The sequence below is a fragment of the Pseudomonas sp. TE24901 genome (genome assembly GCF_054058375.1).
In genome coordinates this window covers 128,222-149,049 of record NZ_JBSSAF010000009.1, presented here as the reverse complement: position 1 = coordinate 149,049, position 20,828 = coordinate 128,222, and the positions used below count along the sequence as shown (strand labels likewise).

Genomic DNA, 20,828 nt, shown 5'->3' with positions numbered 1-20,828 from the left:
CCGTAGATTTTAGGAGTTGCTCTATGAGCCAAGTATTGGAAGACCTAGTGGACTTGCTGACCCTGGAGCCGATCGAGGAAAACCTCTTTCGCGGCCGCAGCCAGGACCTGGGTTTTCGCCAACTGTTCGGCGGCCAGGTGCTTGGCCAGTCGCTGTCGGCTGCCAGCCAGACCGTAGAAGAAGCGCGGCACGTGCATTCCCTGCACGGCTATTTCCTGCGCCCTGGCGATGCCGCCTTGCCGGTGGTGTATTCGGTGGACCGCGTGCGTGATGGCGGCAGTTTCAGCACGCGGCGCGTCACGGCGATCCAGAAGGGCCATCCGATTTTCACTTGCAGCGCCTCGTTCCAATACGACGAACAGGGCTTCGAGCACCAGACCACCATGCCCGTGGTGGTCGGCCCGGAGAACCTGCCGTCGGAGCTTGAGCTGACGAAGCAACGCGCCCACCTGATCCCCGAGCCCATGCGCGACAAGCTGCTGTGCCCCAAGCCGATCGAAGTGCGCCCGGTGACCGAAAAAGACCCGTACAACCCTCAGCCGTCGGACCCGGTGAAGTACGTGTGGTTTCGTGCCGATGGCGCGCTGGCCGATTCGCCGGCGCTGCACAAATACCTGCTGGCCTACGCCTCGGACTTCGGTTTGCTGACCACCTCGTTGCTGCCCCACGGCAAGACGGTGTGGCAGAAAGACATGCAGGTCGCCAGCCTCGATCACGCGCTGTGGTTCCACGCCGACCTGCGTGCCGATGACTGGTTGCTGTACGCCATGGACAGCCCCTGGGCCGGCAATTCCCGTGGATTCTCCCGTGGCAGCGTGTACAACCGTGCCGGGCAACTGGTGGCGTCGGTGACCCAGGAAGGCTTGATTCGCCATCGCAAGGATTGGGCATGAGCCTGGCGGACGTTAAGCACTGGGTATTTGACATGGACGGCACCCTCACGGTGGCCGTGCATGACTTTGCGGCCATTCGCGTGGCCCTGGAGATTCCGCCCGAAGACGACATCCTCACCCACCTGGCGGCGTTGCCTGCCGATGTGGCTGCGGCCAAGCATGCCTGGTTGCTGGAACATGAACGTGAACTGGCGCTGGGTTCGGTCGCCGCCGAAGGCGCGGTGGAGCTGGTGCGCGAGCTGGCGGGACGCGGTTACCGCCTGGGCATCCTGACGCGCAATGCGCGGGAATTGGCCCACGTGACCCTGCAAGCGATTGGCCTGGCCGACTGCTTTGCTGTCGAGGACGTGTTGGGGCGTGATGATGCGCAACCCAAGCCCGATCCGGATGGCTTGCTGAAACTGGCCGCGGCCTGGGATGTTTCGCCGAGCGCGATGGTGATGGTGGGCGACTACCGCTTTGACCTGGACTGCGGCCGGGCAGCGGGGACACACACGGTCCTGGTCAACCTGCCGGAGAACCCGTGGCCGGAGTTGGTGGATTGGCATGCAGCCGACTGCTTGGCCTTGCGCCGAATGATCTAGATCGGCCTCTGAAGATCAAATGTGGGAGCGGGCTTGCTCGCGAATGCGGTGTGTCAGATTCAAATAAGTTGACTGATCCACCGCCTTCGCGAGCAAGCCCGCTCCCACATGGTTGACCGTATTTCTTCAGTAACTATTGGGTAAACAACACTTTCTGCCCTTCAGGCGACGTAAACATCCCATCCCCGTTGTGCCCAACGCCTGGCACTTCCACCAGCTTATGCGTCAGTTGCGGGTGACGCTGCTTGAGGTAGTCGAAGTAGTTGTGTCCGCGAATCAGGCGATACGCGCCCTGGGTTTCGGCCCCACAGCTCTTGTCCAGTGCCGGGTGGTTCGGGTCAGTGTCTTGTTGGCCCAGCAGGTAGGTGATGTTGCGTGACACATAAGCCTGTTCCAACTGCTCGGCGCTCTGGCCCTTGGCGTAGGCCGGCAGGTTTTGCATGCCGTATTTCCAGTCGTTGAAGCCTGGGCAGCTGGCAACGTCAAACTTCACCGGACGCTGCGGCGTGAAGTAGGCGTACGACGACGGATTGGCCACCACATACCGCAGGCTGATGCCTTCGGTTTGCAGCATCGGGTGGTCGTGGCCGGTGAGGGCGAAACGCTGCACCACCTGGCCGCCGCCGGAGTGGCCGGCCACCACGATTTCTTTCAGCGCCGGGAACAGCTTGCGGTTGCCCAGGTGCTTGATGATCTGGTCGAGGGCGCCGTAGGAACTGATCTGGCCGGGGCCGGTAGACGGCTCGCCGGCCATCCAGTCGTTGCCGTTCCAGCGCAGTACCTGGTTGTCCAGGTGGTTGCGCTTGATATCCAGCTCATTCAGGAACTGCGGTGCGATCACCAGGGTGTTGGCGGCCTGACCTGCGTGTTCAGCTGCGTCTTCGCCGCTCTGCAGGTAGGTCTGTGCATTGCGCAGGCGCCCGTGCACGATGATCAGGGCGCGGGTGACCTGCGGCAGCGGTTGGTTCCAGTCCTGGCTCAAGCCCAGGCTGAGGTCGCCGGCATCCAGGTGAAAACGATCGGGGCTGACCACCTTGACCCCATGTTCTTTCTCGGCGGCCCAGGTGGCGGTGGAGCAGGACAACATCAAACCCAGCAGCAATCCCAATCGTTTATTCATTTAAAGACTCTTCGCCGTAAAGGTGTCGCATTGAGTGATCTGGCCACCCGCAAAGCCGGTCTTGAACCAACGAACCCGCTGTGCCGAGGTGCCGTGGGTAAACGAGTCGGGCACCACGCGCCCTTGACCCTGTTGCTGCAAACGGTCATCGCCGATGGCGTTGGCCGCATTCAGTGCTTCTTCAATGTCGCCGGGCTCCAGCCAGTTCAGGCGCTTCTGCGCGCGGTTGGCCCATACGCCGGCAAAACAGTCGGCTTGCAGCTCCTGGCGTACCAGTAGGCCGCCGTCGCCTTGCATCTGCCGGCCTTGCTGGCGTGCGGCCTGGATCTTGGCCGAAATGCCCAGCAGCGTTTGCACGTGATGCCCCACTTCATGGGCGATCACATAAGCCTGGGCGAAGTCGCCCGCAGCCTTGAAGCGTTGTGACATCTCCCGGAAGAAGTCCAGGTCCAGGTACACCTGTTGGTCGGCCGGGCAATAAAACGGGCCGCTGGCCGAGGTGGCGCCACCGCAGGCGGAATTGACCCGGCCACGGAACAGAATCAGTTTCGGGTTCTTGTAGGTCAGGCCGTTCTCCTTGAACACCTGGCCCCACGTGTCTTCGGTGTCACCCAGCACCGCGCGTACAAAGTCAGCCTGTTCATCGTTGGCCGGTGGTGCCTGGCGGGTCTGCGTGCTCACCGAGGGCGCCTGCTCCATCTGGCCGGTCAACTGGCCAAGGATCTGCAGCGGGTCCTGGCCGGTCAGCCAGCCAATGCCGACGATCAGCACGATGGCCGTGAGGCTCAGGCCCTTGCCGCCGCCAAAGCGCATGCCGCCACCCCCGCCGCCACTGTCGTCACGGGCATCCACCACGTTGTCGCTGCGTCGGCCTTTTTTCCATAGCATGGGGCAATCCTCTCGATGAACCTGAAAAACAGTGTTGTTGGTGCGCGGGCATGGCGCCAGCCCGGCTGTCCGACAGGTACGAGAGCTGCGTAGTATCGCTGCTGTCAGTCCGTGCCGGCAGAGGGGCCAGATGAAAGTTGTGTCAGCTTTGCAGCTGGATCAGTCGCGGCAGTAACCTTCGCCGGTGTCGACGACCAGGCAATCCTTTTTATCCGCCAGCCATTTCAAACCGGTGGCTTCACCGTCGCCGGCGGTCAATTGTTGTGGGCCGTCCGGACGGGTAAAGGCGATGCCATCTTCATTGGCTTCGCCTTTGAAGGTGCCGGAGTCATCGGCGTCGAGGCCGTATTGCATGGTCAGTATGTAATGACCCCGGCCGATGCTGTCGTCTTTGGCGATGGTCAGGTTCAGGCCTTCCACGCCCACCCACTTGCCCACCCATTTGTCGGTGGGCGGGTTGGCCGGCACCAGGGTGGCTTGCACCGACGCAGGGGCCGGTTTGGGGGCGGGGGCTTCCTCCTTGTTACAGGCGGTGAGCAGGGCAAGGGTTGAAAGAACGAAGAGTGTTTTTTTCATAGCGGCAAGGCCTTGGTTAAAAAGTGCACAATGCGGGGGCAAACGTGCAGCGTTGGACTCGAATCCCGTGATTTAGTGCGCTGTTCGCCCGGTGTTTGGTTATGCTCTTGGGGCGCACACAGGCGCGGCTGCTAGATTACCGGGTTGAGTGCTGCCACGTTCAGTGCTCAGCGTTCAGCCTGCCATGCAAGAGAATTCAATGACTGTCAGCACACCGCTTTCCGGCGTCAACCATCCGTTCAAAGGCATCTTGCTGATTGTGCTGGCGACGTTTCTGTTTTCCAGCCACGACGCCTTGTCCAAGTACCTGGCCGGGTTCTACCCGATCGTGATGGTGGTGTGGGCACGCTACCTGGTGCACACGCTGTTGATGGCCGGGATCTTCCTGCCGCAATCGGGCCTGCGCGTGTTGCGCAGCAAGCGGCCGGGGATGCAGGTGGTACGGGCCTTGTGCCTGCTGGGCACCAGCCTGTTCTTCACGGCGGCGCTGCATTACATCCCGCTGGCAGAAGCCACGGCGGTGAACTTCCTGGCGCCGATCCTGGTGACGGCGCTCTCCGTGCCGCTGCTCGGCGAGCATGTGACACGCGGCCAATGGCTGGCGGTGATCTGCGGCTTTGTCGGCGTGCTGATCATCATCCACCCCGGTGGCGAGCTGTTCACCCCGGCGGTGCTGCTGCCGCTGTGTTCGGCGCTGTTCTTCTGCTTCTACCAGTTGCTCACGCGCATCCTCAGCCAATACGACACGCCCACCACCAGCAACTTTTTCGCCGGGCTGTGCAATACCTTGGTGATGAGTGCGATGGTGCCGTTCTTCTGGCAGGTCCCGACCTTGTGGCACGGTGCGCTGATGCTGGCGCTGGGCACCTGCGGGATGACCGCCCACTTGATGTTGACCCAGGCGTTCCGCTTTGCGGCGCCGGCCTTGCTGGCGCCGTTCGGCTATTGCCAGATCGTGTTTGCGGGGTTGTTGGGCTGGCTGGTGTTCAACCACACCCCCGATGTGACCACGGTGGTCGGCATCGGGGTGATCTGCATGAGTGGGCTGGCCGCTGCCTGGCAGCAGCGGCGCAAGTAGATCAAACGTCTACGGTAGGAATCTTGCGCGGTGCCATGAAGTACATCCAGGTCAGTGCAATGAAATACATCGCCGGGATCAGGGTGAACAACACGGTGTAGTTGTTGTTCGTCACGGTGAGGATATGGCCAACGATCTGGGTCATGAACATGCCGCCGATGGCCGCGCACATGCCGCCGAACCCAAACACCGTGCTCATCATGTGCTTGGGCGTGTAGTCCATCACCAGGCTCCAGATGTTGGCGGTCCAGGCCTGGTGCGCACCGATGGCCAGGGAGATGGCAAACACCGCGACCCATAGTTGGCTGGAACCCGCCGCCATGATCACACCGACGATACAGCAGGCGAACAGCAGCATCGACAGCAAGCGCGCCTTGATCGAGTTCATGCCACGGCCGATCAGGAACGACGACAGAATCCCCCCACCTACGCTGCCGAAGTCGGCCGTCAGGTAAATGATGATCAGCGGGATGCCCATCTGCGTCACGTTGATGCCCAGGTTGTATTGCTGGTTCAGGAATGGCGGCAACCAGTACAGGTAGAACCAGAACACCGGCGCGGTCATCGAGTAGGCGAGGGCGAAGGCCCAGGTGCCCCGCATGCGCAGGATGCGGCTGAACGGGACGCGGGGTTGTTCCGGCTCGACTTCCTGTTGCACGTAGTCCAATTCGGATTGTTTAACGGTGGGGTGCTCTTCGGGGTTGTAGTACTTCAGGCCCCAGCACACCAGCCAGATCCCGCCCAGTGCCGACATGCACAGGAACGCCGCTTGCCAGCCCCACACGTGCAGGATCAACGGCAGCAGCATTGGCGTCATCATCGCACCGACGTTGGTGCCGGCGTTGAAGATGCCGGTGGCCACGGCGCGTTCACCGGCCGGGAACCACAACCGCGTGGTCTTGACGCAGGCCGGGTAGTTGGCCGCTTCGGTGATCCCGAGGATAAAGCGGCAGACCATAAAGCCCACCGCCGAGGTGGCCAGGCCGTGGGCGCCGGTGGCCAGGCTCCACAGCAGCACCGCGCAGAAGAACACGCGTTTCACGCCGACCCGGTCGATCAAGCGGCCTTGCAGCACAAAACCGATGGCGTAGCCCACCTGGAACCAGAAGTTGATGTTGGCGTAGTCCATCGCCGTCCAGCTCATTTCCTTGGCGAGGATCGGTTGCATCACGCCCAGGGCGGCGCGGTCGATGTAGTTCAGGGTGGTGGCGAAGAACACCAGGGCCAGCATGCCCCAGCGAGTTTTACCCACGGCCAGGGCGCCGCGGATCTTGTCGCCGATGCCGGCGTGCGGGTTGCCCGGGCGCGCGGCCAGGACGGAGTTTTGCGAAGGCATGAGGTCGTACCCGTTTTTTGAAATTTTTATGGTGTGTTCTGGGTCTTGTTGCTGAATCGATGGTGCGCAGCGGTTAAAAAATCGTCAATTCGCCAAAGGGGCATAGTGTTCGATAATCGCACCAAAAACTAACCGGTTCGTACATTTTAATTGCTGTGTGTAAAGCTGGGGCCAATAATTTGCCGTAAATAACAATTGCCGGGAGTCGCCCCATGCAACGTTCCATTGCCACCGTTTCCTTGAGCGGCACCCTGCCGGAAAAGCTCGAAGCCATTGCCGCCGCCGGGTTTGACGGCGTCGAGATCTTCGAAAATGACTTGTTGTATTACGACGGCAGCCCCCGGGAAGTTAGGCAGATGTGCGCTGACCTGGGCATTGCCATCACCTTGTTCCAACCCTTCCGTGACTTCGAAGGGTGCCGCCGCGACCGCCTGGCGCGCAACCTGGAACGCGCCGAACGCAAGTTCGACCTGATGCAGGAGCTAGGCACCGACCTGGTGCTGGTGTGCAGCAATGCCTCGGCGGATTCGGTGGGCGACGAACGCATTTTACTCGATGACCTCAGCCTGCTGGCCGAGCACGCCGGTCGTCGAGGCTTGCGCATCGGCTATGAGGCGCTGGCCTGGGGCAAGCACGTGAACACCTGGCAGCAGGTGTGGAACCTGGTGCGCCAGGTCGATCACCCGAGCCTGGGGGTGTTGCTCGACAGCTTCCACACCTTGTCGCTCAAGGGCGACCCGAGTGGCATCGCCCAGATACCCGGCGACAAGATTTTCTTTGTGCAAATGGCCGACGCGCCGATCCTGGCCATGGACGTGCTGGAGTGGAGCCGGCATTTCCGCTGCTTCCCCGGGCAGGGCGAATTCGACCTGGCGGGCTTCCTCGCACCGATCATCCAGAGTGGCTACACCGGGCCGTTGTCCCTGGAGATTTTCAACGACGGCTTCCGCGCAGCACCGACGCGGGCGAATGCGGCGGATGGTTTGCGCTCGCTGCTGTACCTGGAAGAAAAGACCCGCGAACGCCTGGCGCAGGAGCAACCGGCCACGCCGGCGGACATCCTGTTTGAAACCCCGGCTGCCAGCGACTACGACGGCATCGAGTTCCTTGAATTTGCCGTGGATGAAAGCCTGGGTGCGAAGCTGACGCAATGGCTGGAGCGCCTGGGTTTCGTCAAGGCCGGGCAGCACCGTTCCAAGAGCGTGAGCTTGTTGCGACAGGGCGATATCAACTTGATCCTCAACTGCGAGCCGTATTCCTTCGCCCACAATTTTTTCGAGGCCCACGGGCCGTCGTTGTGCGCCACGGCGATTCGGGTCAAGGATAGCGCCAAGGCCCTGGCGCGCGCGGTGGCCTACAAAGGCCAGCCGTATCGCGGGCTGGTGGGGCCCAACGAGCTGGAGTTGGCAGCGGTGCGTGCGCCGGATGGCAGCCTGATTTATCTGGTGGACCCGTCCGAAGGTTCGCTGTACGACACCGACTTCAACCTGCAACCGGCGACGGCCTCCAGCGGCGGCCTGCTGCGCATCGACCATATGGCCATGGCCCTGCCGGCTGACAGCCTCGACAGCTGGGTGCTGTTCTACAAGAGCCTGCTGGATTTCGAGGCCGATGATGAAGTGGTGCTGCCCGACCCGTACGGTTTGGTGAAAAGCCGTGCGCTGCGCAGCCGTTGCAGCTCGATTCGCTTGCCGCTGAATATTTCCGAGAACCGCAACACGGCGATTTCCCACGCGCTGTCGAGCTATCGCGGCTCGGGCGTGCATCACATTGCCTTCGATTGCGCGGACATTTTCGCCGAAGTACGCCGAGCCAAAGAGTCGGGCGTGCCTCTGCTGGATATCCCGCTCAATTACTACGACGACCTCGCGGCGCGCTTTGATTTTGACGATGAATTCCTCAGCGAACTGGCGTACTACAACGTGTTGTACGACCGCGACGCCCAGGGCGGCGAGTTGTTTCATGTGTACACCGAGCCGTTCGAAGGGCGGTTTTTCTTCGAGATCATCCAGCGCAAGGGCGGCTATGCCGGCTACGGCGCGGCCAACGTGGCCGTGCGCCTGGCGGCCATGGCCAAGTCCCGCAGCGGTGCGGTGCGCCAAGCGCGTTTATAAGGGCTGGCCAGGTGCTTCCTTCGGGAAGCATCGCGGCCCATAATCAGCGCCTGCATAACAATGGCCGTGAGCGCACCATGACCTCGAGTCCCGAACTCCCCGCAGTGTCAGACGCACCGCGCAAGAGTCGTAAGAACAACCCGGAAAAGACCCGCGAAAACATTCTCCAGGAAGCCATTGTCGAGTTTGTCCAGCAGGGTTTGTCTGGCGCTCGCGTGGATGCGATCGCCGAACGTATCCACACCTCCAAGCGCATGATCTATTACTACTTCGGCAGCAAGGAGCAGTTGTACGTCGAGGTGCTGGAGAAGCTCTACGGCGATATCCGCAACACCGAAACCCGCATGAACCTCACGGCGCTGGAGCCGCGCGAGGCGATTCGCCGGCTGGTGGAGTTCACCTTTGATCACCATGACCAGAACGTGGATTTCGTGCGCATCGTGAGCATCGAAAATATCCACAATGCCGAGTACGTTAAGCGTTCGGATGCGATCAAGGCGATGAACAGCAACATCCTTGAAGCGTTGGGCGCAACTTTGCAGCGCGGGGCCGAGATGGGTGTGTTCCGCGCAGGGCTGGAGCCGCTGGACGTGCACCTGCTGATCAACTCATTCAGCTTTTACCGGGTGTCCAACCGTCATACGTTCAGTGAGATCTTTCAGATTGAATTGTCGGATGAGGCGGTCAAGCAGCGGCATCGGGACATGATTTGTGAGTCGGTGATGCGTTACCTGCAGGCGTGAGAGCGCACGGTGCCTAAGGCTGAAATGCAATCGTAATGTGGGAGCGGGCTTGCTCGCGAATGCGGTGTGTCATTCACAGCATATGCTGACTGACACACCGCATTCGCGAGCAAGCCCGCTCCCACATTTCGGATCTTCGTTTTGCCAATTAGCTATTCATGCTTTGGAAGTGCGCCAGCATCCTGTCGGCATCCGGCACTTCACCACTGAACAACTCAAACGCCTTCACCGCCTGAAACACCGCCATGTTGCCGCCATCCAGCGTGCGGCAACCCAGGGCACGGGCATCACGCAGCAGCTCGGTTTCCAGCGGGAAATACACAATCTCCGCCACCCACAACTCGGCGCGTAGCAGACTCGACGGCACCGGCGTGCCCGGCAGTTTGGCCATGCCCATCGGCGTGGTGTTCACCAAACCATCGGCCTCGGCCATGGCGTTTTCCAGGTGGCTGCCCACCTGCGCACGCCCGGCACCGAAGCGCTGGGCGAGGTTATCCACAAGGTCGCGGGCACGGCTGGGGTCCACGTCAAAAATACTCAACTGTTCCACACCCTCGGCCAGCAGCGCATGGGCCACCGCCGCACCTGCACCGCCAGCACCCATCTGCACCACGCGTTGGCGTGCCACATCACTCAGGTTTCTGCGAAAACCCTCGGCGAAACCCAGGCAGTCGGTGTTGTGGCCGATGCGTTTGCCCTTCCTGAACACCACCGTATTGACCGCGCCAATGCCGCGCGCCTCGTCAGACAGTTCATCCAGCAGCGGCAGGATGGCCTGCTTGCACGGGTAGGTAATGTTCAACCCGGTGAAGTGCATCAGTTCGGCGGCGTCGAGCAGGTCGGGCAGGGCGTTGATGTTCAGGTGCAGGGGTTCCAGGTCGATCAGGCGATACAGGTAGCGCATGCCCTGGGCGTCACCTTCCTGTTCATGCAGCGCGGGCGTGCGGGAGGCCTGGATACCGGCGCCGATCAGGCCGGCGAGGATGCGCGGTTTCATCGGGCTCACCCTTTCAAGGTGTGGCTGAAATGTTCCAGGGCCAGGTGATAACCATGGCTGCCGAACCCGGCCAGCACGGCCTTGGCGATCGGCGAAACAAAGGAGTGGTGACGGAACGCTTCACGCGCATGCACGTTGGATAAATGCACTTCGATTACCGGCACTTCACTGGCCACCAGCGCGTCGCGGATGGCCACTGAGGTGTGGGTCCAGGCGGCCGGGTTGATCACGATGCCGGCGCAACGGGCGCGGGCGCTGTGGATCCAGTCGAGTAGTTCACCTTCGTGGTTGGTCTGGCGAAATTCGATCTTCAGCCCGAGTTTTTCCGCACTGCGCCCACACAGCGCGGCGATGTCAGCCAGGGTTTCATGGCCGTAGGTGGCGGGCTCGCGGGTGCCGAGCAGGTTGAGGTTGGGGCCGTTGAGCACCAGCACGATAGGCGGCATAAGGGGATCTCCACTGTTCTTGTTAGTTGTGGAGATAAAATGTACTGAATGGTTAATTTGGTCAATTGATCGCGGCGGATGTGTTCGATTATCGAACCGATATTCAGAGGGTTCCCACACCAGAATCAGATTAGATATCAATTGAAAATCATTCTCGACAACGCTTACTATGCCCGCCTGTTTCCTTAACATTCCAGGGAGTCGGTTTGTCGGACGTGGATCTCAAAGGCCTGTTTCTCAAGCATGCCGATACCCTGCGCGGGTATCTGGCGCGCAAGGTACGGGACCCGCAGTTGGCCGCAGACCTGGTGCAGGAGAGCTTCCTGCGCCTGGCGGAAAAACCGGCCGGCGAGCGTATCGACAATTCCCAGGGCTATCTCTATCGAACGGCGAGCAATCTGCTGATCGACCATATTCGCCAGGAAGCGCGGCGCAAGACAGACTCCGTGCCCCATGAGGCGCTGGCCGAGATTGAAGATGAAGTGGCCGGGTTGGAGGCTCAGGCAATGGCGCAGCAACAGCGACTGGCATTGAAGCAGGCACTGGCGGAATTACCGGAACGCACCCAGCAGATCTTCCGTCTCAACCGCATCGAAGGCATGACCCACGCCCAGGTGGCCCGGCACCTGGATATCTCCGACAGCTCCGTGCAGAAGCACTTGGCCAAGGCCTTGGCCTACGTGATGCAGCGTTTGCAGGAAGGCGAGGGGGCGCCATCCGACGAATGAGTTACCGAAATGCACTGGGTCAGACGTCACAGCGTTACATAACGAAAAATTCGAGATGCACACGTGAATAGCCAGGGTCCGCAACAGCACAGCATTACCGAGGCGGCGGCCGAATGGGCGGTGCGCCTGCACGCCGGTGCCCTGACCGAACAGGAGCAGGCCGAGCTGCAACATTGGATCGCCTGCGACAGCCGCCACGAAGCGGCGCTGCGCTTTGCCGAACAGACCTGGGCGGCGTTGGGTGAGGTCTACAAGGATGAGCCCGTACACCGTCAGCGTCCGGTGGCGGCAACGTTGTCGGTGCGTCGGTCCAAGCGGCGCAGGCCATGGCAGCGTGCGGCCGCGGTGGCGCTGGTCGTGGTGGTGGCGGGCGTGGGCTGGGTGCGCGGGCCGGATGCGTTGCTGCGCCTGCAGGCAGACTACGTGACGCAAAAAGGTGAAGTGCGCACCGTGCACCTGGCAGATGGCAGCACGGTGGAGCTGGACTCCAACAGCGCGATCCGCCTGGATTACGACGGTGTGCAACGGCGTGTCAGCCTGATCCAGGGCTCGGCGATTTTTGACGTGGCACCGAGGGTGGGCCCGGAAACACGGCCCTTCGTGGTGCAAAGCGCCGGCGCGCAAACCCGGGCGCTTGGCACGCGGTTTGTGGTGACGCGTGAGGATGACCGGCAAGCCTGGGTCGGGGTGTTGCAGCACAGCGTCGAAGTGTCGATGCAGGCACCACCTCGCCAAGGCCCGGCCGAACGCGTGCTCAAGGAAGGCCAAGCGGCGCGTTACAACCCGCAGGAGGGCGTGGCGCCGCTGGATCAGTTCGACGTGGAACGTGCCACCAGTTGGCGGCGGGGTGTGCTGATTTTCGACCGGCTGCCGTTGGCCAAGGTGGTCGAGCAGCTCAATCGCTATCGTCCCGGGCGGGTGGTGTTGACCGACGCCGCCTTGGGCGAGCGGGAAGTCAGCGGAGTGTTCCGTCTCGACATGCTCGATACGGCCCTCGGGACCTTGACCCAGGAGCTTCAAGTGCAACGCTTGGACCTGGCGGGTTTTAGCCTGATTTATTGATTTCTCTGCGGGCGGTGGTGATCTCGCTGACGCCATCGCCGGCAAGCCGGCTCCTACAAAGGGGCTGTGCTCCTTGAAATTCCCTTCGATTAAAAAACTTTCAAAAAAACCTTACTGAGTTCCTGCGCCTCGTACGTCTTGCTAGGTGAGAAGCATTCGCATAAACAAAAACGCTCAGTGCAGGGAAAACCAGAAATGTCAGCATTCACCAAGGGGCGCATCACCGGTAGCCGGTTGGCCCTGGCCATTCACTTGGGGGTGCTCGCCACAGCGGCCCCGGTGTATGCCGCGCAACCTCCGGCAGGTGCAGCACAGCCCGCCGTGCTGATGTTCGATATTCCTGCGCAATCCCTGGGCAGTGCCGTGCTGGCGTTCGCCGACCAGGCCGGCCTGCAAGTGTTGTTCGACAGCCAGCGCCTGCAAGGCTTGAGCAGCACCGCGCTCAAAGGCCACTTCAGCGTGCAGGAAGGCCTCGGTCGCCTGCTGGGTGGCGCACCCGTGGAGTACCGCTTCACCGGCGAGCGCCAAGTCACCCTCAACCGGGTTGCCACCGACCATGACAACGCTATCACCGTAGGCACCACCACCATCACCGGCGGCACCCATGGCCAGGCGAGCGATTGGGTGTACCAGAGCCCAAAGTCCGTGGCGGTGATCAGCCGTGACATGATCGATAAACGCCCGCCCCGTCACGCCGCCGACATGCTCGAAGAAACGGCCGGCGTGTACACCGCCGTCGACCAGCGCGACCCCGGCCTGTCGGTGAACATCCGTGGCGTGCAGGACTACGGCCGCGTGAACATGAACATCGACGGCATGCGCCAGAACTTCAACGTCAACGGCCACCAGCAACGCAACGGCACCCTGCTGATCGACCCGGAGTTCATCTCCAGCGTCCAGATCGACAAGGGCAGCCAGTCGGGGCAGGGCGGCGCGGCGGTGTTGGGCGGCATTGCCTCGTTCAAGACCCTGGAGGCCAGCGAGTTTCTCAAGGATGGCAAGGAGTACGGCGGACGTTTGCGCGCGGGCAGTGGCATCGGCAAATTGGGGAATGGCACCGACTTCAACGGCAGCGGCGTGTTCGCCTTTGGTGATGAGCGCGGCGACGTGATGCTCGGCTACAGCGAGCGCCACTTCGGCAACTACCACGGCGGCAAGCACAACGACCAAAACCTCGGCACCAACATGCGTGCCCGTAAATATGCCCCCGTAGCCTTTGATGACTGGCTCAACAGCGAAGTCGGCGACACCGGCAGCGTGACCCGCTCGCAGATCGTCAAGTTCGGCCTGAACCTGCCCAATGACCAGCGCGTGCAGCTGAGCTACCTGGAAAGTGACACTGACAGCAACGATTCATGGGGCTACATCGCCGATGACCTGCTGAGCACCTATTACCTGCGCACCAGCAAAAACAACCTCAACGCAAAAAACGTCGCGTTGGACTACAGCTACAGCCCGGATAACCCGCTGATTGATCTGAAGGCCAAGCTCTATTACGTCACCACCCAACTGGACCGGGCCAATGCGCCCAATGTGGCGTCGCTGAGTTCGGGCAACTACTTCGCGCCCTACACCGACCACTTCCAGACCGACACCTGGGGCCTGCAAGGGGAAAACACCTCGCGCTTTGACCTGGGCAGAGGCGGGCACTTGAGTTGGAACTATGGTCTGGAGATGTATCAGGACACCTTCAAACCCAGTACTAATAAAGTCGAGTCGAGCAACGTCCTCGCGACCGGGTCATTGCCCTACACCCCCAGTGCCGACCCGGAAGGTAAGCGCACCATTGCCAGTCTGTTCAACAACCTTCAATACGAATACGACGATTGGCTGACCGTGGATGCGGGGCTGCGTTACGACCGCTACCGGCTGGAAGGCGTTACTGGGATGACGCTCTACAAGCGTGATCGTTTTTACACCAGCAGCACGCCGGCCCGGCGCGTCGAGGACATTTTCGACATCGACCGTGAGGAAGGGCGCTTTTCGCCAACGTTTGGTCTCGGCATCAAGCCCGGGGTCGACTGGCTGCAACTCTATACCCGCTGGGGCAAGGGCTGGCGTCCGCCGGCCGTCACCGAAACCTTCATGACCGGCCGCCCCCACGGTGGCGGTTCGGGCGAGCGGGTATTCCCCAACCCTTACCTCAAGCCTGAGGAGTCCCGTGATTGGGAAGTGGGGATGAATGTGTTCAAGGAATCGTTGTTCTTCAACGACGACCGGTTGGGCATCAAAGTGGCGTACTTCGATACCAAGATTGAGAACTTTACCTTCCTCAACACCAGCGTGAGTCTGCCGGAAACCTCCGTCGGCGGGTTCAACGGGATCATGGCCTACACCAATAACCTCAATGACACGCGGTTCCGGGGCCTTGAATACCAGTTCAACTACGACATGGGGCGTGCCTACACCAACCTCAGCTACACCCACATGATCGGCAGCAACGAGTTCTGTTCGAAGAACTACTACATGGGCGGTGCCAAGAAGGCCGGGCCTACCACCACCGTGATCGAGCAGTTCACGCGCCCGAACGGCACCATCGGCTTCCGTCCGGTCACGCGGTATGAAGTGCTGGACGACGACGTCGCCAATGCCAAGGAAAGCTGCGGCCGCATCATGGGCAATGCCACCTACACCCCGGCTGACCGTGGATCGCTGACGCTGGGCGCGCGCTTTCTGGACAAGCGCCTGGATACCGGTGTGCGGGTTCGCTACAGCTCCGGTAATGGGGAAAACCTGAATAACCAGGGCTATCAGTTCATCGACCAGGCCATGTGGCCCAAATACACCGTCTATGACTTTTACGCCAGTTACTGGATGACTGATCAATTGAACATCGCCCTGGCACTGGAGAACGCCACCGACGAGGCCTACTTCGTCGCCATGGGCGATGCCAACAACCTCAGCCTGGCGCGCGGGCGGACGTTGAGCGGGATGCTCGAATACAAATTCTGATACCGAGGCCGAGGCACCGGATCAACCAAGGTTTTGCCCAGGGTTGGGCAAAAAGTGCGCATCTGCGTACTGATACTAGCGCTGTTTATAACGAGGTTTAGTGATGACTATTTCTGTTAGCTACGAGTCGTACCTGGGCACTACTTCGCTGTCTGACTACCTGTCGGACTGGGCTCTTGGTTTTGCCACGGCAGGCCATGGCACCGGTAACACGGGCGGTTTCAGCAACGGCACCTTCAGTGGCGATCAGTATTCGACTCATGGCGCCAACAACTCCGACTACGCGTTTATCGCCGACAGCAACACCAGCAACGGCCTGCACTACGTGTTCAACCCGCTGCTGCCTGCCAGCAGCAACCAGAACCACTACTTGTGGGGCAACCTGGATAACGTCGAGCTGGGCACCGGCCTGACCGGCGGCAACGGCAGTGATTTCGACCTCAGCGCCTACAAGGTGGCCTTCAACGGTCTCGACCTGTTCGCCGCCGAAGGCGCGGGCCGCACCGGCAACGAAGTTCAAAGCGTGATCTACGGCCTGATGCAGGGCAACACCACTGCGCTGGAAACCGTGCTCAACAACCTGCTGGATGACTACGGCCTGTCCACCGCCGACACCTTCGACCACGTCGCTTCCACCTTGGCCAGCCACGCCGCCTCGGTGGCCACTGCCGACGTCGCGCTGGTCGGCGTGCAAGACGTCCCTCAGGACTTCGCCCTGGCGGCCTGAACCCCTGCTGCATGAAAAAAGCGAATGGGGGATCGCTCGCCCATTCGCCGCATGACACACCGCTGTCGCCAAGCCTTCTAATTCTTCGGCGGCGGCGGTGCCGAATTCTGCGCAGCGTCGTATCGCCTGTCAACGCGGCGACGCTGCCCGCTCAACCCTTCGAGACTCCCCAGATGCGCCACGCCGGCAACGAAACCCTGGCCGCCCTCACGGCCTATAAAAGTGGCTTCTTCAACATCGGCCTGTTCTCGGCGGTGATCAACCTGCTGATGCTCGCCCCGGCGCTGTACATGCTGCAGGTGTACGACCGGGTGCTGGCGTCGGGCAATCAGATGACCCTGTTGATGCTGACGCTGATGATCCTCGGCCTGTTCGGCCTGATGGGCGCGTTGGAATGGGTGCGCAGCCAGGTGGTGATCCGCTTGGGCACGCAAATGGACATGCGCTTGAACCAGCGGGTCTACGACGCCGCGTTCGAAGCACAACTCAAGGGCAGCCCTCAGGCGGCAGGCCAGGCGCTGAATGACCTGACCACGCTGCGCCAGTTCGCCACCGGCCAGGCGCTGTTCGCGTTTTTCGATGCGCCGTGGTTCCCCGTGTACCTGCTGGTGATTTTCCTGTTCCACCCCTGGCTGGGCGTGCTGGCCCTGGGCGGCGCGGTGATCCTGATCGCACTCGCCTGGATCAACCACCACGTCAGCCAGGCACCGATGGCACAGGCCAGCCAGCTGTCCATCAGTGCCAGCCAGCAGGCCACGGCCAACCTGCGCAATGCCGACACCATCGAAGCCATGGGCATGCTCTCCACGTTGCGCGGCCGTTGGTTCGACCAGCACCAGGCGTTTCTGGCCCAGCAGAACCTGGCCAGCGAAAAGACCGCTGCCGTCACCGCCTGGTCCAAGGGCGTGCGCCTGGCGTTGCAGTCGCTGGTGTTGGGGTTGGGCGCGTTGCTGGCGGTACAGGGCGATATCACCCCGGGGATGATGATTGCCGGGTCGATCCTGATGGGGCGGGTGCTCAGCCCGATCGACCAGTTGATCGGCGTGTGGAAGCAATGGGGGTCGGCGCGCCTGGCCTATGAGCGCTTGTCGCAGATGCTGGCGGCCAACCCTGCACGCCCGGCGCGCATGCACTTGCCAGTGCCCAAGGGCCAACTGACGGTAGAGCAGCTCAGCGCATCCGCCCCCGGTAGTCGCCGCCCTGCCTTGAACAATTTGGGGTTCAACCTGCCGGCGGGCGAAGTGCTCGGGGTGATCGGCCCATCGGGCTGTGGCAAGTCCACCCTGGCGCGGGTGCTGGTAGGCGCCTGGGCACCTCTGGCCGGCAAGGTGCGGCTGGACGGCGCCGACCTGACCCTGTGGGACAAACAGCAACTGGGCCCGCACATCGGCTACCTGCCCCAGGACATCCAGTTGTTCGCCGGCAGCATCGCGCAGAACATCGCACGGTTTGCCGAGGTTGAAGCGGACAACGTCCTCGCCGCCGCGCAAATGGCCGGCGTGCACGAGCTGATCCTGCAGTTGCCCCAGGGCTACGACACCGTGCTGGGGGAGGGCGGTGCCGGCTTGTCCGGTGGCCAGAAACAACGCGTGGCCCTGGCGCGGGCGCTGTACGGCCTGCCCGCGCTGATCGTGCTGGACGAGCCCAACGCCAACCTCGATGAAGCGGGCGAGCAAGCGTTGCTCCAGGCCATCGCCCAGCTCAAGCAGCAGCGACGCACCCTGGTGTTGATCACCCACAAAGCCAACGTGCTGACCCTCACCGACCAACTGCTGATGCTCAAGGACGGCCAGCTGCAAGCCTTCGGCCCGACAGCACGGGTGCTGGAAGCACGTCAAAAACAAGCCGCACCGGTGACCAAACCGGTGTCGACCATGAGCATGAGTTACCGACTCGGTGAAGGAAAACAGGCATGAGCCAGGGCAAACCGATGCTGGTGAGCGACCAGCCCCACAACGTGCTGGCGCTGGACGACAAAAAGTACGCGCGCCTGGGCTGGTGGCTGGTGCTGGGCGGGTTCGTCGGGTTTATCGGCTGGGCCGCGCTGGCGCCGTTGGACAAGGGTGTGGCGGTGTCCGGCAAGGTCATGGTCTCGGGCCATCGCAAGACCGTGCAGCACCCGGCCGGTGGGATCGTCGAGCGTATCGAGGTGCGCGACGGTGACGTCGTCAGCGCCGGCCAGGTGCTGTTGCGCTTGAAGGAAACGCCGTTGCGCGGGCAGATGCAGTCGCTGCGCAGCCAATACCTGGCGTCCCTGGCCAGTGAGGCGCGGTTAAGTGCCGAAAGCGAGGGCTTGCCGGCCATTAACTTCGGTCCGGAGTTGCTCAACGACCCCGACGCCACAGGCACCTTGAGCCTGCAACGGCAGTTGTTCAACAGCCGCGCCCAGGCGTTGGCCACCGAGCAACAAGGCCTGCGCGAAACTATCGCCGGTGCCGAGGCACAGCTGCGCGGCACACGGGATTCCCAAGCCAGCAAAGTCCAGCAGCGCGCCGCCCTGAACGAGCAACTGCACGGCCTGCGCGAACTGGCCCGGGATGGCTATATCCCGCGCAATCGCCTGCTCGACAGCGAGCGCCTGTACGCGCAGATCGACGGCACCATCGCCGAGGACTATGGCCGCATCGGCCAATTGCAGCGCCAGGTGCTCGAACTGCGCCTGCGCATTCGCCAGCTCGGTGAAGACTTCCAGAAAGACCTGCGCAGCCAACTGGCCGACACCCGCACCCGCAGTGATGACCTGCGCAATCGCCTGGCGTCGGCCGAGTTCGAGCTGGCCAACAGTTTGGTGCGGGCGCCTGCGTCCGGCGTGGTGGTGGGACTGGACGTGTACACCGAGGGCGGCGTGATCAAGCCCGGCCAGGCGCTGATGGACATCGTGCCCCAAGGCGAACCGTTGCTGGTGGAGGCGCGCGTGCCGGTGCAGATGATCGACAAGGTGCATCCGGGCTTACCCGTGGAGCTGCTGTTCTCGGCCTTCAACCAGGCCACCACGCCGCGGATCGCGGGCGAAGTGACGCTGGTGTCGGCGGACCGCCAGGTCGATGAACGCACCGATGAGCCTTACTACACGCTGCGCGCCCAGGTGAGCGCTGCCGGTATGCAACAGCTCGATGGCGTGCAGATCCGCCCGGGCATGCCGGTGGAAACCTTCGTCAAGACCGGTGAGCGCTCGATGCTCAACTACTTGTTCAAACCCTTGCTCGATCGCACCCATATGGCCCTGGTGGAAGAATGAAGGCGCTGTTGTTTACTTTGTGTTTCGGTTGCACCTCGGCGGCAAACGCCTTGGGTTTGCTGGACGCCTACGATTTGGCGCTGCGCAATGACCCGACCTTTCAGGCGGCCATCCAGGAGCGTGAAGCCGGTGAAGAGAACCGCGTGATCGGCCGTTCGGCGCTGCTGCCGAACCTGTCGTGGAGCTACAACAATTCGCGCAATGAATCGGAAGTGACGGCGGGCAACACCACCAGCGACCGCGATTACCGCAGCTACGCCTCGACCCTCACCCTGCAGCAACCGTTGCTGGATTACGAAGCCTACGCGCGTTTTCGCCAGGGCACGGCCCAGGCGTTGATGGCCGATGAGCGCTTTCGCGGCAAGAGTCAGGAACTGGCGGTGCGCGTGCTCAATGCCTACAGCCAGGCGTTGCTGGCGCAGGAACGCATCGAGTTGAGCCGTGCACAGAAACGCGCGTTTGCCGAGCGCCTGCAACTCAATGAGCGTTTGCTCAAGGGCGGTGAAGGCACGCGCACGGATGTGCTGGAAACCCAAGCGCGCCTGAGCCTGGCCCAGGCCGAAGAGATCGAATCCATGGATGCCCAGGACAGCGCCTTGCGCGAACTGGAAGCCATCGTCGGCCAGCCGTTGCAGATCGAGGCGCTGGCGCCCCTGACCCGTCAGTTCGATATCCCGCCGCTTGAGCCCAACCGTTTCGAAACCTGGCGCGAAATGGCCATGGCCAACAACCCGGAGCTCAAATCCCAGCACCATGCGCTGGACGTGGCGGCCTATGAAGTGGAGCGCAAGCGCGCGGGCCATCTGCCCAAGGTCAGCCTGTACGCCAGCAGCCGCCAGACCAGCTCCGATTCAGAAAGCAGCTACAACCAGAAATACGACACCAACAGCGTGGGCATTCAGGTCAGCCTGCCGCTGTTTGCCGGTGGTTCGGTGTCGGCGTCCACGCGCCAGGCGGCGAACCAGTTGTCCCAGGCTCAATACCAGTTGGATGCGCAAACCTCTTCCACGCTGGTCGAATTGCGCAAGCAGTTCAACCTCAACACCAGCGGCGCGGCGAAAGTGCGGGCGTATGAGATGGCCGTCCGCTCGGCCACGGCGCTGGTTGCGGCGACCAAGAAGAGCGTCAGCGGCGGTGAGCGGGTGAACCTTGATGTGCTCGACGCCGAGCAACAGCTCTTCACCGCCCGCCGCGACCTGGCGGATGCGCGGCATGCGTACCTGCTGGCAAGGATTCAATTGAAGTATTACGCGGGGTTGCTCAGCGAGCAGGACTTGCGAGCGTTGGCGGGGTATTTCCAACCCTCTGCCTGATTGCGATCTTTGTCAGAGCACAGAACCAATGTG

Annotated in this window: 18 protein-coding genes; 12 read left to right on the top strand and 6 right to left on the bottom strand. The window is 62.0% G+C overall.

Annotated features, from left to right (window positions below; all coding sequences use genetic code 11):
- The first annotated feature begins 23 nt into the window (after positions 1 to 23).
- Entirely contained in the window at positions 24 to 893 is an 870-nt protein-coding gene (gene tesB, locus ACVWVP_RS19195) for an acyl-CoA thioesterase II (protein ID WP_178919449.1), read from the top strand.
- A complete protein-coding gene (locus ACVWVP_RS19190; protein WP_178919451.1) occupies positions 890 to 1,477 on the top strand; it encodes an HAD family hydrolase in 588 nt (195 codons plus the stop codon). Before tesB ends, ACVWVP_RS19190 begins: the two co-directional genes overlap by 4 nt.
- Before the next feature lie 133 nt (positions 1,478 to 1,610).
- Here the strand turns inward: ACVWVP_RS19190 and ACVWVP_RS19185 are convergent, their stop codons facing one another.
- From ACVWVP_RS19185 to ACVWVP_RS19175, 3 genes are all read right to left on the bottom strand, one after another.
- Positions 1,611 to 2,597: an alpha/beta hydrolase gene (locus ACVWVP_RS19185; RefSeq protein ID WP_178919453.1), complete on the bottom strand. Its 987-nt coding sequence runs from the start codon at positions 2,595 to 2,597 to the stop codon at positions 1,611 to 1,613.
- Entirely contained in the window at positions 2,598 to 3,485 is an 888-nt protein-coding gene (gene ypfJ / locus ACVWVP_RS19180; RefSeq protein ID WP_176998489.1) for a KPN_02809 family neutral zinc metallopeptidase, read from the bottom strand.
- A 159-nt stretch (positions 3,486 to 3,644) separates the two neighbouring features.
- Positions 3,645 to 4,061 (bottom strand): membrane lipoprotein lipid attachment site-containing protein, encoded by a 417-nt coding sequence (locus ACVWVP_RS19175; protein ID WP_178919455.1) that lies wholly within the window; start codon positions 4,059 to 4,061, stop codon positions 3,645 to 3,647.
- 199 nt (positions 4,062 to 4,260) lie between these two features.
- On the opposite strand from ACVWVP_RS19175, the gene ACVWVP_RS19170 reads away from it, so the two are divergent.
- Positions 4,261 to 5,139, top strand: a complete 879-nt coding sequence (locus ACVWVP_RS19170; RefSeq protein WP_457407591.1) for a DMT family transporter — start codon at positions 4,261 to 4,263, stop codon at positions 5,137 to 5,139.
- A 1-nt stretch (position 5,140) separates the two neighbouring features.
- Here ACVWVP_RS19170 and ACVWVP_RS19165 read toward each other — a convergent pair whose 3' ends face one another.
- Positions 5,141 to 6,475 carry an MFS transporter gene (locus ACVWVP_RS19165; RefSeq protein ID WP_259175127.1) on the bottom strand — a complete coding sequence of 445 codons (1,335 nt, stop codon included), beginning with the start codon at positions 6,473 to 6,475 and terminating at the stop codon, positions 5,141 to 5,143.
- A gap of 212 nt (positions 6,476 to 6,687) precedes the next feature.
- On the opposite strand from ACVWVP_RS19165, the gene quiC reads away from it, so the two are divergent.
- Complete coding sequence (gene quiC, locus ACVWVP_RS19160) at positions 6,688 to 8,589, top strand: 3-dehydroshikimate dehydratase QuiC (RefSeq protein WP_178919460.1); 1,902 nt, start codon at positions 6,688 to 6,690, stop codon at positions 8,587 to 8,589.
- Positions 8,590 to 8,666: 77 nt separating this feature from the next.
- Positions 8,667 to 9,332, top strand: a complete 666-nt coding sequence (locus tag ACVWVP_RS19155; RefSeq protein WP_178919462.1) for a TetR/AcrR family transcriptional regulator — start codon at positions 8,667 to 8,669, stop codon at positions 9,330 to 9,332.
- A gap of 148 nt (positions 9,333 to 9,480) precedes the next feature.
- Here ACVWVP_RS19155 and ACVWVP_RS19150 read toward each other — a convergent pair whose 3' ends face one another.
- Positions 9,481 to 10,329, bottom strand: a complete 849-nt coding sequence (locus ACVWVP_RS19150) for a shikimate dehydrogenase (RefSeq protein WP_457407589.1) — start codon at positions 10,327 to 10,329, stop codon at positions 9,481 to 9,483.
- Positions 10,330 to 10,334: 5 nt separating this feature from the next.
- A complete protein-coding gene (aroQ, locus tag ACVWVP_RS19145; RefSeq protein WP_106579308.1) occupies positions 10,335 to 10,775 on the bottom strand; it encodes a type II 3-dehydroquinate dehydratase in 441 nt (146 codons plus the stop codon).
- 206 nt (positions 10,776 to 10,981) lie between these two features.
- Between aroQ and ACVWVP_RS19140 the strand changes: the two genes are divergently transcribed.
- The 7 genes from ACVWVP_RS19140 to ACVWVP_RS19110 all read left to right on the top strand — a co-directional run bounded on the left by ACVWVP_RS19140 (position 10,982) and on the right by ACVWVP_RS19110 (position 20,795).
- Positions 10,982 to 11,503, top strand: a complete 522-nt coding sequence (locus ACVWVP_RS19140) for an RNA polymerase sigma factor (protein WP_178919466.1) — start codon at positions 10,982 to 10,984, stop codon at positions 11,501 to 11,503.
- 63 nt (positions 11,504 to 11,566) lie between these two features.
- The gene (locus ACVWVP_RS19135) at positions 11,567 to 12,565 is read left to right on the top strand and encodes a FecR family protein (protein ID WP_457407588.1); all 999 of its coding nucleotides are present in this window, start codon (positions 11,567 to 11,569) and stop codon (positions 12,563 to 12,565) included.
- Positions 12,566 to 12,760: 195 nt separating this feature from the next.
- Complete coding sequence (locus ACVWVP_RS19130; RefSeq protein WP_178919468.1) at positions 12,761 to 15,517, top strand: TonB-dependent receptor; 2,757 nt, start codon at positions 12,761 to 12,763, stop codon at positions 15,515 to 15,517.
- A 103-nt stretch (positions 15,518 to 15,620) separates the two neighbouring features.
- On the top strand, positions 15,621 to 16,244 hold the full coding sequence (locus ACVWVP_RS19125; protein ID WP_178919469.1) for a heme acquisition protein HasA: 624 nt from the start codon (positions 15,621 to 15,623) through the stop codon (positions 16,242 to 16,244).
- Between the two features lie 173 nt (positions 16,245 to 16,417).
- A complete protein-coding gene (locus ACVWVP_RS19120; protein WP_457407586.1) occupies positions 16,418 to 18,160 on the top strand; it encodes a type I secretion system permease/ATPase in 1,743 nt (580 codons plus the stop codon).
- Entirely contained in the window at positions 18,157 to 19,482 is a 1,326-nt protein-coding gene (locus tag ACVWVP_RS19115) for an HlyD family type I secretion periplasmic adaptor subunit (RefSeq protein ID WP_178919471.1), read from the top strand. The genes ACVWVP_RS19120 and ACVWVP_RS19115 overlap by 4 nt, the downstream gene beginning before the upstream one ends.
- Positions 19,479 to 20,795, top strand: a complete 1,317-nt coding sequence (locus ACVWVP_RS19110) for a TolC family outer membrane protein (protein ID WP_457407585.1) — start codon at positions 19,479 to 19,481, stop codon at positions 20,793 to 20,795. The genes ACVWVP_RS19115 and ACVWVP_RS19110 overlap by 4 nt, the downstream gene beginning before the upstream one ends.
- Positions 20,796 to 20,828 lie beyond the last annotated feature (33 nt).

What these genes read in the sequence shown, in the direction of transcription:
- tesB (WP_178919449.1), top strand. Translation starts at nt 24, where the DNA reads ATGAGCCAAGTATTGGAAGACCTAGTGGACTTGCTGACCCTGGAGCCG.
- ACVWVP_RS19190 (WP_178919451.1), top strand. Translation starts at nt 890, where the DNA reads ATGAGCCTGGCGGACGTTAAGCACTGGGTATTTGACATGGACGGCACC.
- ACVWVP_RS19185 (WP_178919453.1), bottom strand. Translation starts at nt 2,597, where the DNA reads ATGAATAAACGATTGGGATTGCTGCTGGGTTTGATGTTGTCCTGCTCC.
- ypfJ (WP_176998489.1), bottom strand. Translation starts at nt 3,485, where the DNA reads ATGCTATGGAAAAAAGGCCGACGCAGCGACAACGTGGTGGATGCCCGT.
- ACVWVP_RS19175 (WP_178919455.1), bottom strand. Translation starts at nt 4,061, where the DNA reads ATGAAAAAAACACTCTTCGTTCTTTCAACCCTTGCCCTGCTCACCGCC.
- ACVWVP_RS19170 (WP_457407591.1), top strand. Translation starts at nt 4,261, where the DNA reads ATGACTGTCAGCACACCGCTTTCCGGCGTCAACCATCCGTTCAAAGGC.
- ACVWVP_RS19165 (WP_259175127.1), bottom strand. Translation starts at nt 6,475, where the DNA reads ATGCCTTCGCAAAACTCCGTCCTGGCCGCGCGCCCGGGCAACCCGCAC.
- quiC (WP_178919460.1), top strand. Translation starts at nt 6,688, where the DNA reads ATGCAACGTTCCATTGCCACCGTTTCCTTGAGCGGCACCCTGCCGGAA.
- ACVWVP_RS19155 (WP_178919462.1), top strand. Translation starts at nt 8,667, where the DNA reads ATGACCTCGAGTCCCGAACTCCCCGCAGTGTCAGACGCACCGCGCAAG.
- ACVWVP_RS19150 (WP_457407589.1), bottom strand. Translation starts at nt 10,329, where the DNA reads ATGAAACCGCGCATCCTCGCCGGCCTGATCGGCGCCGGTATCCAGGCC.
- aroQ (WP_106579308.1), bottom strand. Translation starts at nt 10,775, where the DNA reads ATGCCGCCTATCGTGCTGGTGCTCAACGGCCCCAACCTCAACCTGCTC.
- ACVWVP_RS19130 (WP_178919468.1), top strand. Translation starts at nt 12,761, where the DNA reads ATGTCAGCATTCACCAAGGGGCGCATCACCGGTAGCCGGTTGGCCCTG.
- ACVWVP_RS19125 (WP_178919469.1), top strand. Translation starts at nt 15,621, where the DNA reads ATGACTATTTCTGTTAGCTACGAGTCGTACCTGGGCACTACTTCGCTG.
- ACVWVP_RS19120 (WP_457407586.1), top strand. Translation starts at nt 16,418, where the DNA reads ATGCGCCACGCCGGCAACGAAACCCTGGCCGCCCTCACGGCCTATAAA.
- ACVWVP_RS19115 (WP_178919471.1), top strand. Translation starts at nt 18,157, where the DNA reads ATGAGCCAGGGCAAACCGATGCTGGTGAGCGACCAGCCCCACAACGTG.
- ACVWVP_RS19110 (WP_457407585.1), top strand. Translation starts at nt 19,479, where the DNA reads ATGAAGGCGCTGTTGTTTACTTTGTGTTTCGGTTGCACCTCGGCGGCA.